A 16,097-nucleotide genomic window follows, 5' to 3' on the forward strand; every position below is an offset into this window, starting at 1 on the left:
CTCAGATGGGCATTCGGTAGCCGTAATATTCGTGGTCCTCGTTGTAACCGCCCATCCCGAGGCCGCGATGGCGGAAGTCGTCGATGAACTCGATGGCCTCGATCCATTTCACCATCTTGAAGCCGAGCTCGTGCTCATTGCGCAGCCGCAGCGGGGCGCCGTGGACCTCGGTGAGCGGCGCGTCGTTCATCTCGTAGGCCAGCAGTGTCGTCGGTTCCCGCATGTGGGCGATCTTGTGGCAGTCGTAGTAGCGGCCCTCCTCCGACGGACCGGATCCCTCGGCGAAGGAGTAGAACGCCACCCAGCGCGCCGACGGCAACGGGCGCACCAGATCGAGGATGTCGGACATCCGCACGCCGGCCCACTTGGCGATCCCGGTCCAGCCCTGAATGCAGTGGTGACCGGTGATCTGCTCGTGTTTGGGCAGCGCCAGCAGCTGCGCATAGGTCAGGGTGACCGGGTTCTCCACCAGCCCCTCGATCCGCAACCGGTAGTCTGCCCACCCGCCCTTCTGCAGGGCGCGATAGTGCTCGGAGGTGGGTAGCGTGCCATTCGGCCACAGATACGGTGAGATGTCCTTCTCGGCGTAAATGGCGTCCGGATGCGGGCGTTCCAGCAGATCGTTGAACCAGCCGAGTGCCGCGATGCCGACCTTGCGGACCACCGCGGGATAGCGCAGCGTCAGCGGCGAGGCCGCCAGCCACAGCATCGCGATGACAACCATGGCGACCAGATAAACGACGAGGGGCCAATATGATTGGGTGTCGGCGCCCAGCACGATGTGATTGAGATTGTCCACCAGGCCGGTGGTGAACACCATCAGGGTGTGCATGGCGATGAAGGCCACCATCCACACCAGTACCGCGAAGTGAACGGTACGGGCCAGCTGTTGGTTGAGCAGCCCCCGGTCCAGGCCGAAGCGCGCGGCGATGGTAGGCGACTGCAACAGCCCGGTGACGAAAGCCAGTGGGGCGGCGATGAATACGGTGGAGAAGTAGGCGATCACCTGCAGGGAGTTGTAGTTGGTGAAGCCTTCGTTGGCGGGGAAATCCAGGGACGCGTATTGAATCAGCGTCGAAGCCGCATTGGGCAGCGCCTCCCACGACCGCGGAACGATGCGGCGCCACTCGCCGCTGACCAACAGCAGCACGTAGAACACCGCGCCGTTGAGCAGCCACAGCAGGTCGAACGAGAAGTGCCACCAGCGCGCCAGGCCCACCGTGTGCCGGACGCCGGGGATGCCCAGCCACTTCGGCAGGGCCACCGAGTCATCCTTGGCGGTCCACATGTGCGAGGCATCGGCTTCGTTCATCCGGTCCTCGGGGACCGGACCCCGCATCCGCAACCATGCCGTCCCCGGCCGGCAGCCCTGGTTGAGGTAGAGCCGCGGGTGGTCGGCCAGGATCTGCAGACCCGCCCGGATCAGAAACATCATGAAGACGATGTTGAACAGGTGCTGCCAGCGCAGCCAGGCCGGAAAGCCGGTGTCGATCACCGGCGTGACGCGCGAGGATGTGCCCGGGTAGGCGGCGATGAAGTCCTGCATCCAGCCGTATCGGCGCAGCTGCTGTGCCAGGGCGATCCCGACGACCAGCCCGGCCGCGGCGAGCGGGATCAGCCACAGCGATGACACCCAGCGCTTGCCGAACCGCACGGACGGAACCTGGGCCATCTCCTGGGGAATGGCCCCGGCCCAGTGTTCGATGTCGACCCGGCGCTCTACCGCTCGACGGCGGGGGCCCTGATCGAGCAGCGCTGCCAAATTGTTTGCCTCTGGAGCCATTTCGGCACCTCCCACCCGTGCGTCATTCACGTGGTAGAAGCCATCAGCCGGGGCGGCGGTTCATGGCGAGCTTCATCGCCGCCATCAACAATAGCCGCTGGTCGAGCGATGCGCAGCTGTGTTTCCGGCTACGCCGGACCACCCTGCCCTGCGGCCTCGCGGGTGATCTGGTCGAACTGCGCCGCCATGGCCTCGGCCAGCGCCGTGGCCGCCGACAGCGGCCGCACCATCACCATGAAGTCGTCGATCTTGCCGTCGTCGTCGACATGCAGGAAGTCGCATCCGGTGAGCCGCTTGCCCGCCACGGTGGCCTCGAACATCAGGGCATGATCACGCCCTGAGGGGTCGCCGATCTCTCGGATGTACCGGAAGTCGGAGAAGACGCGCATCACGGCGCGCAGGATCGCCGCGGTGATCGGCTTGCCCGGATAGGGCTTGAACGCCACCGGGCTGGTGAACACGACCTCGTCGGACAGCAGCGCCTCCATAGCCGCTGCGTCGCGGGCCTCGACGGCTTGCCGGAAAGGGTGCACAAGACACCTCCACTGCTCGATACGATTCGACGCCCTACGGTAGACGCATCCGCCGCCCCGTTGCCGCAGCCGGTCCCACCGAGGCGTGTCACCGTAGTCGTCGGTCGATGACCTCACGTGGAAGCTGGCGAGGAGTCGGGTAGGTGATCAGTACGCGAATGCCGTCCGGGTCGGCGCCGTCGACGTAACTGATCTCGCCCAGGGTGTTCGAGTAGGTGTCGGGATCGTGGACGCGCATGCGCTGCTCGATCCGGCGCAACTCTTCCTCGCTGCCGGCAGACCAGATCATCTGCTCGACGCCGATGTCGGTGATGCCACCCGTTCTGGATGCCTCGTGGGTGCGCAGGTAGATCTCGAAGCCGTCCGGCGCCAACAGAAGTGCCGCATCCGTGTCGTAAATGGCCACATCGCACTGAAAGACATCGCTGTAGAACTTCACGGAGTGGTCCAGATTGGATACCCGCATCAAGCATGAGGTGATCCTGGCCGTACTCATCCGTCTGCCGTTCCCCCTTCCGACTCCCAGCGGTCCAGAGCGGTAGCCGCCAACATGCGTCGTTCCCGGGCACGCGGACTGATGGTCAGCAGATCGCCCACCGTCACGGCGTTTTGCGGCTGCGCGGCGGTCATCATGGTGGTGTGCGCATCGCTCGGGTCGGCGCGCGCGGGAACCACCACCAATGTGAGACGGTCACCATTGAGCCCGAGAACCTCAACTGTGTCGCTCGGTTGTAACCGGTACCCATCGAGCCGCACGGGCAGCCCGGCGCTGACGAGTTTCCGCGGCGCGCGCACCCATTCGTTCAGGTTGTACAAGACCCGGCTTATCCGGCCCAATCGAACCGAGAGCACCGCCAGCAGGTCGGGCAGCTCTCCGGTGAGGTCATCGGTGCGGGGCCACCACGCCCCATCGACGTACCCGCTCTGCGATGCTTTGCGCTTCAACCGCAACCGCGGCGTCCGCAGCGGGGAAGTGGAGTTGTCGGGGTCTTTGCGTGTTGTCTGCTGTCGCGTCATGACGACGCTCCCATCTCAGCCCCAGCGGCCAGAATTTCCGGCGATGACAGGACTTTCAAACACCACATGTACCCAGACGTACGAAGTACCGCCGCTGGCCACGACCTTACGCCGATTCGGTCCGAGCGCGTCCGGGCGCCGGAATGCGCGGAGCTCGCCGCTGTTCGGCCCGGGCCGCCCGACGGCGCCCCGGCGAACGACTACGCGACCGCATTCCCTCCGCTCGATCCGTCGGCCGGCCACGCCGAAACGAGGGTAGTGTTATTGGTGCTGAGTCCTTCAGCCGGTGCGGAAGCGAGTTGGGCTGTACGCCGCCGAGTTCGATGAATTTTGTTCGAGCCGCACACTCCGATACCTCCGACGATGCCGTCGAGACAACGTAGACGCCTCTCTCATGGCCTCACTTGCCTGCTGTGGCACCACCGCCAAATCAGCCGGGACCGGGTGCCAATGACGCCATCAAAACTTCAACCGGACGTCCTCTGAAACACCTACCCAGAAATCAGGTAAACGCCATGATCGCTCTCGGAATCATCCTCATCGTCCTCGGACTCCTCCTGCCCGCCCTGGTCCCCACCTTCGCCTATGCCCATCTCTGCTTGGTCATCGGCGTCATCCTTCTTGTCGTCGGACTGCTGTTGATGCTGATGGGACGGATGGGACACGCCGTCGGCGGGCGCCGCCACTATTACTGACCCGCCAGAAGGTATCCAGTGATCGCCCGATCGCCCGACCGAAGCCGACGAAAGGGGGAGACCATTGGCGATTACTGACATTTCGGTCTTCGCTCACCTGACCGACGCCGACATCGACGCCTTGGCCGTTGATCTCGACACGATCCGACTGGACATCGAGGATTCCCTCGGCGCGCGCGACGCGCGCTACATCCGCCGTACCATCGCCGCACAACGGGTCCTGGAAGTAGCCGGCCGGCTCATGCTCACCGTGGGCTCGAAACGCCACGCCTGGTGGGCGGGAACGCTCAGCGTCGCTCTGGCCAAGATCATCGAGAATATGGAGATCGGCCACAACGTCATGCATGGCCAGTGGAACTGGATGAACGATCCCGAGATCCACTCCTCGACGTGGGAGTGGGACATGGCCGGGGTGTCGAAGCACTGGCAGTTCACCCATAACCTTCGTCACCACAAATACACGAACATCCTGGGCATGGACGACGACGTCGGCTACAACACCCTGCGGGTCACTCGCGACCAGCCCTGGACACCGAGCAACATCGGCAACGTGCTGTTCCACATCATCCTCGCTCTCGGATTCGAGTGGGGAATCGGATTGCAGCCCATGGAATTCGGCAACATTCGCAAGGGCGGACCGGAACGCGAAACCGCCCTCGGAAAGGCCCGCCAGTTCGCACTCAAGGCCGGCAGGCAGTTGGTCAAGGACTACGTGGCGTTCCCCGCACTCACCTCGCTGTCGCCGGCGGCGAGCTACGCAACAACGTTGAAGGCCAACCTGCTGGCCAACGTGATTCGCAACATCTGGGCAGACGCGGTGATCTTCTGCGGGCATTTCCCCGACGGCGCCGAGAAGTTCAGCAAGACCGACATGATCGGCGAAACCCGGGGGCAGTGGTATCTGCGCCAGATGCTGGGCAGTGCCAACTTCGACGCCGGGCCGGCGTTGCGGTTCATGAGCGGCAACTTGTGCTACCAGATCGAACATCACCTCTTCCCCGACCTGCCGAGCAATCGGTTGCACGAGATCTCGGTGCGGGTGCGCCAGATCTGCGACAAGTACGACCTGCCCTACACCACGGGCTCCTTTCTGATGCAGTACGGCAAGACGTGGCGCACCATCGCCAAACTGTCGTTGCCGGATCGCTACTTGCGCGCGACCGCCGACGACGCTCCGGAGACCCGCAGCGAGCGCATGTTCTCCGTACTGGCGCCTGACTTCGTCGGCACCGACGCGGCGACCGGACACCGTCGCGGGCTCCGGTCGGCGATCGCGGCGGTCCGCGGCTGGCGTCGCGGCCACGGGAGCAGCGCCGGCACACGTGGATTACGCCAACCCGCCGCCCTAGAATGTCAACGTGAGCTCGCCGCGAATCGGCAGATGACGGAGCCGTCGTGACCGACGTATCCGAGCCCAGCAGCCGGCCGGTGCCACCTTCAGAACGCGCCGGCGCCGACGATCTGCGGTCCGGTCTGGCCGATCTCGCCGGTCTGGTGGCGGACTCGCTCGGTCTCGAGGAACTTCTGGCCCGGGTGGCCAGCTACGCGGTGCAGGCCATCCCCGCCGCGGATGGTGCCGGATTGACGTTGCTGCGTACCGACCGCCCGGACAACCGGGTCGAGGTCCTGGCCGCCAGCGCCCCCTTCGTACAGCAGATCGACGAGATCCAATACGTCGAGGTCAACGAGGGCCCCTGCATCACCGCGGCGCTGGAGCAGCGCACCGTGCGGTCCGGGTCGTTGGGCGGCGAGAAGCTCTGGCCTCGCTTCGGCCCGCGGGTGGGACGTCTCGGCGTCCACAGCGTGTTGTCGCTACCGCTGCTGCTGCCCGGCCGGGTGGTCGGCGCCATCAACGTCTACGCGCACAGCAAGGACGCCTTCACCGACCGCGCCGCCGAACTCGGGGAACTGTTCGCCGTACCCGCCGCCGTCGCGGTACACAACGCGCACGTGCTCACTCAGGCCCGGACCTTGACCGCGCAGTTGCAGACAGCACTGTCCACGCGACCGGTCATCGACCAGGCCATCGGTATCCTGCGCGCCCGCTCCGGCGGAACCGCCGAGGAGGCGTTCGATCGGCTGCGCCGGATCAGCCAGACAGAAAACATCAAACTGGCGGCGGTTGCCCAAAGCATCGTCAAGGAAGCCGTGCGCCGCGCGCAGGCTCGCCACACCGGGCGATGACATGCGAGTAGCGTTGGGTATTAGGCACTGTGAGACCCGGATCCCTGATCCGCGGTCGGATGTTGCACCCGGGGAACCGCGACCTGCGGCACTCGGCTTGGACCGAATGATCGGCGTTCGGGGCGTCAATGGGGAGTACCACCCCTTGTGGACATCACCGCCGCCCTGGCCGCCGATCTCGCGGCCCTGACCGAAATCCTCGACGACCCTGGCCTCGACCTCACCGGCACACTTCGCCAGTTGGTGGACAACAGCAAGCTGGCGGTGGGGTCCTATCTGGGCCTGACGGTGATGACCACCGTATTGGGCCGTCAATCCAGTTTCACCGTGCTCGAATCGGGCACCGAGATCGGCGACATCGTCACCTCGCTGTGGCTGCCGATACCTCCGGCGATGTCCGACGACGGTGCGGCGCCGTTCGCGTCCTTGATTCTCTACGCCGGCAACCCCGGCGCCTTCGTCGACCTGGCCGCCGACCTGTCCTGGCTGACCGGCCGCACCCTGACCGAGTTCGTCCTGGATCAGCACCGCACCCCGCCCCGGGCCGGGGGAGCGCCCGGCGGGATCGCGGCGGCCTCGCTGATCGATCAGGCGATTGGAGTGTTGATCGCCGGCGGCTACACCGTCGAACGTGCCCACCGCGAGATCGATGCCCGGGCCGAGCGTCTCAGCGTGAGCCGCGGCGACATCGCGAACGACATCCTCAGCGAGCTCAACGGGCCGGTCTCCGAAGACAATTGACCGCTGACAGCCCTCAGCCCGCCGAAGAATTCTCCAGCTCGCCAGACTGATAGCCGAGTCCCGCGCGGGCAACGGTTCGGCGCTGCCGGCCGTCCGGCGTCCGGCTCAGCGTCTGCACCGCGGCCATCGAATCCGGCGTCGTCGCGTGCGGCGGCTGTGCGGTCGAGTCTTCCCGACCGGCCGGCAGCAGGCGCGGCGCCGCGGCGATCGCCAGCACCGCGGCTCCGGTCGCCCCCAGGGCCCGCGACCAGCCCAGCGGGCCCACCGGGGCACAGCCCAGCAGCTGGCTGATTCCCGGGATGCTGATCATCGCCGCGAATGTCACGAACGAACCGGCGGCGGTGAGCAACACCAGCGGTGCGTGCGAATCGACCAGCGTCTGGGCCAGTTCGGTGGTGACCAGCGTGATCAGTGCGACGGTGGCCGCGCGCTGCGGGGCGCCCGGTAGAGCAGAAAGGCGAGCCATCGCCCACGCCGCGCTGGCAGCCGCCCCGGTGATCGCGCCGCGGACGGCGACGGCGCGCATCAGCTTGCGTTCGTCGATGCCGTGCACGACGCGGCCGGCCGGCCCGGCGGGAGTGCTCACCGCCACGGAGGTGGCCGGCAGCGCGTCGGTGAGCATGTTCATCAGCAGCAGCTGGCGGTTGTTCAGCGGCGAGCTCCCGGTCAGGGCGCTGCCGACGACACCGAAGATCACCTCGCCGACGTTGCCGCCGAGCAGCCCGGTCACCGCCAGCTGCACCCCGCGCCACAGTCGCCGGCCCTCGTCGACGGCGTCGGCCAACGCTCCGATGCGGCCGTCGGTCAGCACGATGTCGGCGGTGGTGTGCGCCGAGTCGCTGCCGCGGGCCACCACGCCGAGACCGACGCTGGCGGCCCGGATCGCCGCCGCGTCGTTGGCCCCGTCACCGACCATGGCGCAGACCCGACCGCTGCGTTCGAGGGTCTGCACGACCTGCACTTTGTTCTCCGGCGACATCCGGGCGAAGATCACCCGCTGCGCCACCGCGCGTTCCTGATCCTTGCGCGACAGCGCATTCCATTCCGAGCCGGTGATCACCTGTGCAGCGGTGACCGGCATTCCGAGTTCGGCGGCGATCGCGGTTGCGGTGACGGGGTGATCACCGGTGATCAGCCGGACCCCTACGCCCCGCTCGGCGAGGTCGGCGAGCAGTTGTGGCGCCTCGGCGCGCGGTGTGTCGGAGATACCGAGGAACCCGGTCAGGCTCAACCTGCTGCGGCACAGTCCGGTGATCGCGTCGGGATCGTTACGCAGCGACTGCGCCTGCGCGGCGGTCAGCCGGCGCTGCGCCACCGCGATCACCCGCAGTCCGCCGGCGGCCAACTGCGCCACCGGGTCGCCGACATCCGACCCGAGACCGCGGCAGGCGGCCAGCACCACTTCCGGGGCGCCCTTGACCACCAGCTCCCGGCCCGATACCGACGCCGAGAACGCCCGGCCGGAGCGGAACGGCAGATGTGCGTCCGGAGCCGACCATCGTTGGCCGGCAATGTCGGCGGCCGCTTCGATGACGGCCTGGTCAGTGGCATGGGCATGCAGGGCGCCCTCGGCGGTCGGCGCGGCGTTCGCCGCGCACCGCAGCACGTCGTCGTCGGTGTTCCCGGCCACCGGATGCACCCGGGTCACGCGCAGCCGGTTTTCACTCAAGGTTCCGGTCTTGTCGAAACACACCACCTCGACGCGGCCGAGCGCCTCCACCGCCCGGGGTATGCGGACCAGCGCACCGGATCCGCTGAGGCGCTGGGACGAGGCGTGCTGGGCCAGGGTCGCCATCAACGGCATCCCCTCGGGCACCGCCGCAACCGCCACCGCGATCGCATTGCCCAGCGCCTGGCGAAGGCCCCCACCGCGCAGCAGGCCGAGCACGCCCACCAGCAGCCCGCCGGCGGCGCTGGCGGGGAAGGCGCGGCTCATGAGCTGACTGAGCTGGTGTTGCAGGCCGACGACGGGCAGCTGTCCGGCGGCCAGTTCCGCGGCGCGGCGCGCCTGGGTGTCGGCGCCGACCGCGGTGACCAGGGCGACCGCGGTGCCCGCGACGACCGTCGTGCCGGCGTAGAGCATGCAGCGCCGATCCGCGAGTTCGGCGCCCGGTGTCGCCGCGGTCTGCTTGTCCACCGTCAACGACTCACCGGTCAGACTGGATTCGTCGACTTCGAGGTCGGTGGTCTCGATCAGGCGGGCGTCGGCGGGCACGACCTCATTGCTGCGGACCTCGATCAGGGCGCCGGGCAGCAGCCGAGCCGCATCGATCTCGCCGTAGCCGCCGTCCTCGAGGATCCGGGCGGGCGGGGCTTGTTGCGCCAGCAGGCGATTCAGCCGGTTCTCGGCCTGCAGCTGCTGCGCGGCCGCCAGCATGCAATTGCCGATCAACACCGTGCTGACCAGCATCGCGTCTACCGGTGAGCCGAGCATCGCGGTGGCCGCCGACGACAGCGCCAGCACCGGCATCAACGGATCGGACAGCTCGGCGCGCACCGCCTTGACGAACTGCCACGCCATGGCGGGCGGCTGCTCGGCGAGTTCGGTTGCGGCCCGGGCCAGGTCGGGCGGCGGCAGGATGGCGCGAACCTCGTCGATGGACATCGCGTGCCATTCATAGGCCGGTGCGGGTCGCGGCGCTGCTGTCCGGGCCACCCCGCGGGCCAGCAGGTATCCCGAAACCAGCCCGGCCGCCGCCCCGGCGGTGACCGGCCCGGGACCCCTGCCCCGGCCGGCTCGCACCCCCGGAACCATGAGCACCGCACCGAGTGCGGTCGCGCCAGTGGACAACGAAATGCCCCGTTCGGTGGCCGCCCGCGCCGCCGGTAGCGCATGCAGCACCCGCCAGGCGCCGGTCAGATCCGCCAGCAGCAGGTCGGCGGCGAACGGCGGTGCGGTGGAGGCGGAATCAGGCATGACTCCGAGGCCGACATCGGCGCTGGCCAATGCCTGCGCGGCGGTCGACGATAACACCGCGACGGTGCGCCCGTCCTGCTGCAGACGGGCCAACGCGGCCGCGAGAGCCTCGTCGAAGGCCCCGCCGCGGTCCGGTGCCAGATCGTCGAACACCGGTCGCAGCTCGCCCAGCTCGGCCACGTCGAGGGTGATCAACTGTGCTCCGGAGGCCCGCGCCTCGGCCAGCAGCGCCGTCGTCAGCGGGTGACGTGTGCCGCCGGCGAAGAGCACCCGGGGATCGATGAGCACCGCGTCGACCCGGTCGAGTCGGCGCAGCCCCTCCGGGCGCAACGGCAGTGCCGCATGCTGCTCGACCAACGCTCGGCTCAGGGTCGCCGCGAACGCCTCGGTGGTGGTGCGCAGCGCTTTCGGCCCCGTCACCACCGCTGCGGTCGCGGCCACCGTGAGGCTGCGACTGAAGACACCCGCCACACCGGCGCCGATCAACTGTACGAACGCCATCCGGTTGCCGTAGCGATCGGCGGCACCCTCCGGCAGGGGCACCGGGCGGGCGGGCAGCTGGACCTCCGCCTGCTCGGCGTGCCGGGCCAGGTGCGGCTCGTGGCGGCCCCAGGCCTGCGCTCCGGCCTGGTTCTCGGCGGCTTTGATGCCCTGCAACGCCAGATCCACCGCCAGCGCGGCCGGCGACAGCGTGGCGATGCGCGAACCAGTCGAGATCAGCGACAGCACGGTGTGGGCCGGGCCGGTACCGATCCGGTCGACCAGTTGGCGGCGCAGCCACGGCTGGTAGTTCACCAGGGCCGCTGCGGCGTCGACGGCGACGGGAGCCTGCGGTAACCGCAGCGCCCATCCGGCGAGCGCGATGGCCAGCCCGGCGGCGTTGACCCCGACCATCACTCCCCGGGCGGCCAGCAGCAAACCGTCGCCGGGTAGGACGGCAGGCGGCGGGGCGACCGGGGTGTCGGCGTTACCGCCAGAACTGTCGTCCCGGCGGTAACGCCGCTCGGTGTCTGCGACCACGCGGCACAGGTCATTCAGCGAGGCCCGGTCGCCGTCGGCGGAGAGTTCCACCACGACCCGCGACAGCGGGAGGTTCAGTCTCGCCGACAGCACACCCGGCTGGGCGCCCAGCGCGTCGAGAACGTGGCGCGCGAGTTCTCCGGCACCGGACAGTCCCCGCACCTCGATCCAGGCGCGGTCCTCGCCGCTCCAACAGCGTCGGGTCAGCGATGCCGTCTCGCCGGACCGCAGCCGGCCGGCTTCGCGAACCGGCACCGAGGCGACCTGCAGGCCCGCCGACGCGATGACGCCGACCGCCTCGGTGGCGGCCGAGGCGCCGCGGACCGTCGCGTCGACGAGTGTGGTGGTCGCCTGGATCCCCAAGGCGACCGGGCGTAGCAACAAGGATGTCCGGATCAAGTCGACAACAACCAATCGTGTGATCTGACGGTGGGCTCCCAGCGGCCCGGGCACGCAACCCGCGGCAGCAACCGCCCAATTCTGTCGACACTTTGATGGTTACGCAACTATGCGAATGTGTCGTTTACCGAAGCCTGCCATGGGTGTTGGGCCAAAATGAATGCCGCCATGGCAAAACATGAAGAACGGCGACCCGAAAACATGACTTCCCCCAGCCGATCCCAAGAGCCGACCCGGCCGCAGCTCGCCTCGGCGGCCAGTACGTTCGCGTTGCTCAGCAGCCCGGCGCGGCTACACGTGCTCTGGCTGGCAGCGCAGGGCGCCTATGACGTCACAACCTTGGCGGGCCGGGCCGGCATCAACGTCGCCACCATGAGCCAGCATCTGACCAAGCTGCGACTGGCCGGATTGATTCGCGCCCGCCGCGAAGGACGCCACCACATCTACACCGTGGACGACCCGCACATCCTGACGCTGCTCCAGCAGATCTTCGCCCACATCGCACCGGATGGCACCCTCGCGCCGGACCCGCCGCCAGGACCACGCGACGATCCGTGACCCAGGCCACATGCGAGGCACAACGTGTTACCTGCCACGGACAAAAGTCCCTAATTACGGTGACCGGCAACACTTTTCAATTTTTTACATATGGCCGCTGTATAACGTCTGGGCCCATGAGAGACCCTGTGCTGCTACTACCCGTCGTCGCGGGAATCCTCGGAACGCTCGTCTTCGCCTTCCTGGTCTTGGAGGTGGTGTTTCACATCGGCTGAGCCCCGCGGCCACCGGTCGCGCCCAGACCGGCACCACTAACCGGCGCGCCACACCCGCAACGCGGCGGCGATCATCGGGATCTGCAGCGGCAGCCGCGCGATCATCGCAGCCTTCAGCCAGGGCTTGTCCCCGAACAGCCGCACACAGTTGACGTTCGCCGGGAAAACCGCGACGAACAGGGCGGCCGCGGCAAGTCCGGCCCCGCGGCGGGTACGCGGCGACAACAGCAGCGCCCCGATCACCGCCTCACCCAGCCCAGAGGCATGGGTGTAGACACGCGGGTTGCCCGGCAGTTCAGCGGGAATGATCGCATCGAACGGCTTCGGCCAGACGAAATGAGCCATACCCATGCCGAGCAGCATCCCGGCGAGTCCGCGGGCAACAGTCCCGACACCCGGTCCTGATGATGAGGCGGTCACGGTGCGATCGTAGCGAGTCAGCTCGGCTCAGCGCCGAAAAGCACGGCCTCCATCAGGGTATGGACCCGGGCCCGTTGCTCATCGGTGTCGTCGAAGTTGACCAGGCGGCCGATATCGACGACGAGGGCGAGCGCCGCATGGACCCGAAACACCGCTTCGGTCTCTGCTGACCCGACCTGCCCGAGCAGGTGGGCCCACTCGTTGACGTTCTGCCGTTGCAGCGCCCGAAGATGGGTCTGGTCGCGCTCGGGCAGGTTGGCGAACTCGGCGAAGTAGATGTTGATCAGGTCGGGTGCGGCGAACGACAGCGCGGTGTAACGCTCGGCGATGCGGGTGGCCGCCTCGCGCGGATCGCTCGACTCGGCCAGCGCATCGGTGATGGCCAGCAGCACCCGGTCACTGGCACGCTGTAACGCGGCGACCAGCAGTGCGGCCTTGCTCGGGTAGTAGCGGTAGGCGCTGGAACCCTGCAAGCCGGCCGCGGTGCCGATCTCCTCGATGCTGGCCTCGTAGAAGCCGCGCTGCCCGAACACCCGAATAGCTTCGGTGAGCAGTCGTTCGCGTTTGGACATGCTCGGCAGTCCCCGCTCGGATCGCCGCGGCACGGGACCGGCCGGCGCAGCGGGCAAGTCTGTGCTGGTCAGCACCGACCAGCACAGCTCAGCCAGCAAAGACTGCAGCGGCGCGGCGGCCAGGCGGGTCCGGTGCGCCGAGATGCTGCCGATGACGCTCAACGCCGCGGCGGCCAGCGTCACGGTGTCGACGGCGGTGAGCCCCGGACGCAGCGCGGCCAACGGTTCGGCCAGCGCGGCGTTCAGCGCGTCGTAGCTGACCCGGATGCGCCCGCGATCCGCCGCTTGCAGGTAGCGCCGTTCCCACCGGTAGAACGCGCCCTCGCGCCGCATCCCGATAGTGGCCTCGATCAGCGCGTCGATGATCGCGCGCAACCGGTCCTGCGGCGGCTTGTCCGGCTCGTCGGCTCGCTGCGCCGCGGTCACCAGCGCCTGCGCGGTGTACTCGGCGGTCGCGACGAGCAGCGCGTACTTGTTGGTGAAATGCCGGTACAGCGCCGGTCCGGAGATGCCGACCTCGGCGGCGATCTCGTCGACGCCGACCGCGTGATAGCCGCGGTCACTGAAGGCGCGCGCCGCGGCCCGAACGATCTGCACCTTGCGGTCCTTGGGGCGGCGCCGCACCGCGGTGGTGGCCGCGGATCCCCCGCCGGTGGTCACTGATCGCCCCCTCGTGTTGACAGTCCCGTACGATCCCCATAAGTTAACCCCAATTTACATTTTCGTCCACAGAGGAAGTGACGTGTTGCAGGCCCCGAAACTCACCGCCACCCGCGACGGCCGGATACTGCGCGTGACGCTCACCAACCCCGAGCGGCTCAACGCGATCGACTACGCGACGATGGCCGCCCTCGGCGACGTGTTCGCCGGAGCGGCCGCGGACCCCGAGGTGCGGGTCATCGTCATCACCGGTGAAGGCAAGGCGTTCTGCACCGGCGCCGACCTGTCGGCCACGGCCGGTGGAGTCACGCCCGACGAGGTGATGGATTGCGCCGGCCGCCTGGTCACCTCGATCGCCGAAACCCCGGTGCCGGTGATCGCGCGGATCAACGGACCTACCGCCGGCGTCGGAGTGGGTATCGCCCTGGCCGCCGACCTGATCTACGCCACCGAGCGCGCCTATTTCCTGCTGTCGTTCACCAACATCGGTCTGATGCCCGACGGCGGCACCACCGCCCTGGTCGCCGCCGCCGCCGGACGGGCGCTGGCCAACGAGATGGCCCTGCTCGGCGGGCGACTGCCCGCGACCGCTGCCAGGGATGCCGGGCTGATCAACGCGGTGCTGCCCGACGCGGAACTGGACGCGCGGGTCCAGGAGGCCGCCGAGAAGCTGGCCCACGGACCGCGTCGCGCGCTGGAATTGACCAAGCAAGCACTCAACGCCACCAACCTCGCATCCCTCGAGGCCGCGCTGGCCCGCGAGAAGGCCGGTCAGGTGGAGCTGCTGGGCTCACCGGACTTCCTCGAAGGCGCCACCGCGATGCTGCAGAAAAGAAAGGCGGTGTTCGCCGAATGACCGCACAACCGTTGCGTTCCCGCCGCAACCACTGGGTGAACCAGGTCGCGATCCACGCCGAGATGCGCCCCGACGCCGTCGCCTTTCGCTGCCGCGGCACCGACACCAGCTGGCGCCAACTGCACGATAGGTCGGAACGTCTCGCGGCGGCACTGTTCCGCCGTGGCATCTCCTTCGGTGACCGCGTCCTGATCGTGATGCTCAACCACACCGAGTACGTCGAGGCGGTGTTGGCGATCAACGCTCTGGGCGCCATCGCCGTTCCGGTCAATTTCCGTCTCACCGATCCCGAGATCAGCTACATCGTCTCCGACAGCGGCGCCAAGGGCGTCATCACCGACCAGCTGCTCGCGCCGCTGATCGACGCGGTCCGCAAGAACACCACCGGACTTGACGTGGCCGTCGTGCTGGGCGATGAATACGAAGCGCTGATCACCGAAGCCGGAGAACCACATCCGGGCGTCGATATCCCCGAGGACACCCCGGCGTTGATCATGTACACCTCGGGCACCACGGGAAGCCCCAAGGGCGCCATCCTGTCCCATTCGAATCTGCAGGCTCAATCGCTGACCTGCATCCAGGCGCTGCAGACCAGCCAGGACAGCGTCTATTTCTGCGCCGCACCGATGTTCCACATCGCCGGCCTGGGCAGCATCGCTCCCAACCTGGTGATGGGCACCAAGACGGTGATTCACCCGCTGGGTGCGTTCAACGCCGCCGAGACCCTCGACGCCTGGGAGAGCGAGCGCGCCACGTCGGTGTTCCTGGTACCGGCACAGTGGCAGCTGATCTGCGCGGACCCGACAGTGCGGCAACGGGATCTGGCCCTGGAGGTGATCAGCTGGGGCGCCGCACCCGCATCGGACACCGTGCTGCGGGCGATGGCGGAGACGTTCCCCGATGCGCTCAACGTCGCGGTGTTCGGCCAGACCGAGATGTCGCCGATCACCTGTGTCCTCGACGGGAAGGACGCCATCCGCAAGCTCGGCTCGGTCGGCAAGGTGATCCCGACCATCGCTGCCCGGGTCGTCGACGAGAACATGAATGATGTGGCCCCCGGCGAGATCGGCGAGATCGTCTACCGCGGACCGACATTGATGCAGGGCTACTGGAACAAGCCGGAGGCGACCGCCGAGGCGTTCGCCGGCGGCTGGTTCCACTCCGGTGACCTGGTGCGCGTCGACGAGGAGGGCTTCGTCTACGTCGTCGACCGCAAGAAGGACATGATCATCTCCGGCGGCGAGAACATCTACTGCGCCGAGGTGGAGAACGCGCTGTTCGAGCACCCGCAGATCCGGGAGGCGGCCGTGATCGGGCGAGCCGACGACAAATGGGGCGAGGTCCCGGTGGCCGTTGTGGCAGTGGCGGCTGAGTCGCAGTCACTGACACTGGGCGACCTGGAGCCCTTCCTCAACGAGCGGCTCGCCCGCTACAAGCACCCCAAGGAACTCGTGCTGGTCGACGAGTTGCCCCGCAATGCCAGCGGCAAGGTGGTCAAACCGCAGCTGCGCAAGACGTACGGCTAGG

At 67.9% G+C, this 16,097-nt stretch carries 14 protein-coding genes and 1 riboswitch; of the genes, 7 read left to right on the forward strand and 7 right to left on the reverse strand.

Features of this window, described 5'->3' with window-relative positions; genetic code table 11:
- Position 1 precedes the first annotated feature (1 nt).
- The 4 genes from AWC24_RS11995 to AWC24_RS12010 all read right to left on the reverse strand — a co-directional run bounded on the left by AWC24_RS11995 (position 2) and on the right by AWC24_RS12010 (position 3,333).
- Entirely contained in the window at positions 2-1,783 is a 1,782-nt protein-coding gene (locus tag AWC24_RS11995; RefSeq protein WP_165757735.1) for a molybdopterin-dependent oxidoreductase, read from the reverse strand.
- 27 nt (positions 1,784-1,810) lie between these two features.
- Positions 1,811-1,872, reverse strand: a riboswitch (Fluoride riboswitch).
- A 39-nt stretch (positions 1,873-1,911) separates the two neighbouring features.
- On the reverse strand, positions 1,912-2,316 hold the full coding sequence (locus tag AWC24_RS12000; protein WP_041317193.1) for a nuclear transport factor 2 family protein: 405 nt from the start codon (positions 2,314-2,316) through the stop codon (positions 1,912-1,914).
- A gap of 88 nt (positions 2,317-2,404) precedes the next feature.
- Positions 2,405-2,782, reverse strand: a complete 378-nt coding sequence (locus tag AWC24_RS12005) for a VOC family protein (protein ID WP_013827806.1) — start codon at positions 2,780-2,782, stop codon at positions 2,405-2,407.
- Between the two features lie 26 nt (positions 2,783-2,808).
- Positions 2,809-3,333 (reverse strand): DUF5994 family protein, encoded by a 525-nt coding sequence (locus AWC24_RS12010; RefSeq protein ID WP_041317188.1) that lies wholly within the window; start codon positions 3,331-3,333, stop codon positions 2,809-2,811.
- Positions 3,334-3,848: 515 nt separating this feature from the next.
- On the opposite strand from AWC24_RS12010, the gene AWC24_RS12015 reads away from it, so the two are divergent.
- The 4 genes from AWC24_RS12015 (at position 3,849) to AWC24_RS12030 (ending at position 6,953) form a co-directional block, all read left to right on the forward strand.
- Positions 3,849-4,028, forward strand: coding sequence for a DUF6131 family protein (locus tag AWC24_RS12015; protein ID WP_013827804.1), 180 nt, complete (start codon positions 3,849-3,851; stop codon positions 4,026-4,028).
- Between the two features lie 64 nt (positions 4,029-4,092).
- Positions 4,093-5,427 carry a fatty acid desaturase family protein gene (locus tag AWC24_RS12020; protein WP_013827803.1) on the forward strand — a complete coding sequence of 445 codons (1,335 nt, stop codon included), beginning with the start codon at positions 4,093-4,095 and terminating at the stop codon, positions 5,425-5,427.
- A complete protein-coding gene (locus tag AWC24_RS12025; protein WP_013827802.1) occupies positions 5,424-6,212 on the forward strand; it encodes a GAF and ANTAR domain-containing protein in 789 nt (262 codons plus the stop codon). Before AWC24_RS12020 ends, AWC24_RS12025 begins: the two co-directional genes overlap by 4 nt.
- Before the next feature lie 147 nt (positions 6,213-6,359).
- Positions 6,360-6,953 (forward strand): ANTAR domain-containing protein, encoded by a 594-nt coding sequence (locus AWC24_RS12030; protein ID WP_013827801.1) that lies wholly within the window; start codon positions 6,360-6,362, stop codon positions 6,951-6,953.
- A 13-nt stretch (positions 6,954-6,966) separates the two neighbouring features.
- Here the strand turns inward: AWC24_RS12030 and AWC24_RS12035 are convergent, their stop codons facing one another.
- Positions 6,967-11,304 (reverse strand): cation-translocating P-type ATPase, encoded by a 4,338-nt coding sequence (locus AWC24_RS12035; RefSeq protein ID WP_456320080.1) that lies wholly within the window; start codon positions 11,302-11,304, stop codon positions 6,967-6,969.
- A gap of 186 nt (positions 11,305-11,490) precedes the next feature.
- Here AWC24_RS12035 and AWC24_RS12040 point away from each other — a divergent pair, with 186 nt between their 5' ends.
- Positions 11,491-11,847 carry an ArsR/SmtB family transcription factor gene (locus AWC24_RS12040; RefSeq protein ID WP_165757736.1) on the forward strand — a complete coding sequence of 119 codons (357 nt, stop codon included), beginning with the start codon at positions 11,491-11,493 and terminating at the stop codon, positions 11,845-11,847.
- 251 nt (positions 11,848-12,098) lie between these two features.
- On the opposite strand, the gene AWC24_RS12045 is transcribed toward AWC24_RS12040, so the two are convergent.
- Complete coding sequence (locus AWC24_RS12045; RefSeq protein ID WP_109560430.1) at positions 12,099-12,425, reverse strand: DoxX-related protein; 327 nt, start codon at positions 12,423-12,425, stop codon at positions 12,099-12,101.
- A 74-nt stretch (positions 12,426-12,499) separates the two neighbouring features.
- Complete coding sequence (locus AWC24_RS12050; protein WP_085085196.1) at positions 12,500-13,714, reverse strand: TetR/AcrR family transcriptional regulator; 1,215 nt, start codon at positions 13,712-13,714, stop codon at positions 12,500-12,502.
- Positions 13,715-13,796: 82 nt separating this feature from the next.
- On the opposite strand from AWC24_RS12050, the gene AWC24_RS12055 reads away from it, so the two are divergent.
- Entirely contained in the window at positions 13,797-14,570 is a 774-nt protein-coding gene (locus AWC24_RS12055) for an enoyl-CoA hydratase (RefSeq protein WP_085085198.1), read from the forward strand.
- Entirely contained in the window at positions 14,567-16,096 is a 1,530-nt protein-coding gene (gene fadD5 / locus AWC24_RS12060; protein ID WP_085085200.1) for a fatty-acid--CoA ligase FadD5, read from the forward strand. The genes AWC24_RS12055 and fadD5 overlap by 4 nt, the downstream gene beginning before the upstream one ends.
- Position 16,097: the final 1 nt, after the last annotated feature.

The sequence above is a fragment of the Mycolicibacter senuensis genome (genome assembly GCF_002101885.1).
In the GTDB taxonomy this organism is placed as follows: Bacteria; Actinomycetota; Actinomycetes; order Mycobacteriales; family Mycobacteriaceae; genus Mycobacterium; species Mycobacterium senuense.

Bases quoted from the DNA above. Each gene is read 5' to 3' on its own strand.
- AWC24_RS12010 (WP_041317188.1), bottom strand. From the start codon at position 3,333: ATGACGCGACAGCAGACAACACGCAAAGACCCCGACAACTCCACTTCC.
- AWC24_RS12040 (WP_165757736.1), top strand. From the start codon at position 11,491: ATGACTTCCCCCAGCCGATCCCAAGAGCCGACCCGGCCGCAGCTCGCC.
- AWC24_RS12045 (WP_109560430.1), bottom strand. From the start codon at position 12,425: ATGCTGCTCGGCATGGGTATGGCTCATTTCGTCTGGCCGAAGCCGTTC.
- AWC24_RS12005 (WP_013827806.1), bottom strand. From the start codon at position 2,782: ATGCGGGTATCCAATCTGGACCACTCCGTGAAGTTCTACAGCGATGTC.
- fadD5 (WP_085085200.1), top strand. From the start codon at position 14,567: ATGACCGCACAACCGTTGCGTTCCCGCCGCAACCACTGGGTGAACCAG.
- AWC24_RS11995 (WP_165757735.1), bottom strand. From the start codon at position 1,783: ATGGCTCCAGAGGCAAACAATTTGGCAGCGCTGCTCGATCAGGGCCCC.
- AWC24_RS12015 (WP_013827804.1), top strand. From the start codon at position 3,849: ATGATCGCTCTCGGAATCATCCTCATCGTCCTCGGACTCCTCCTGCCC.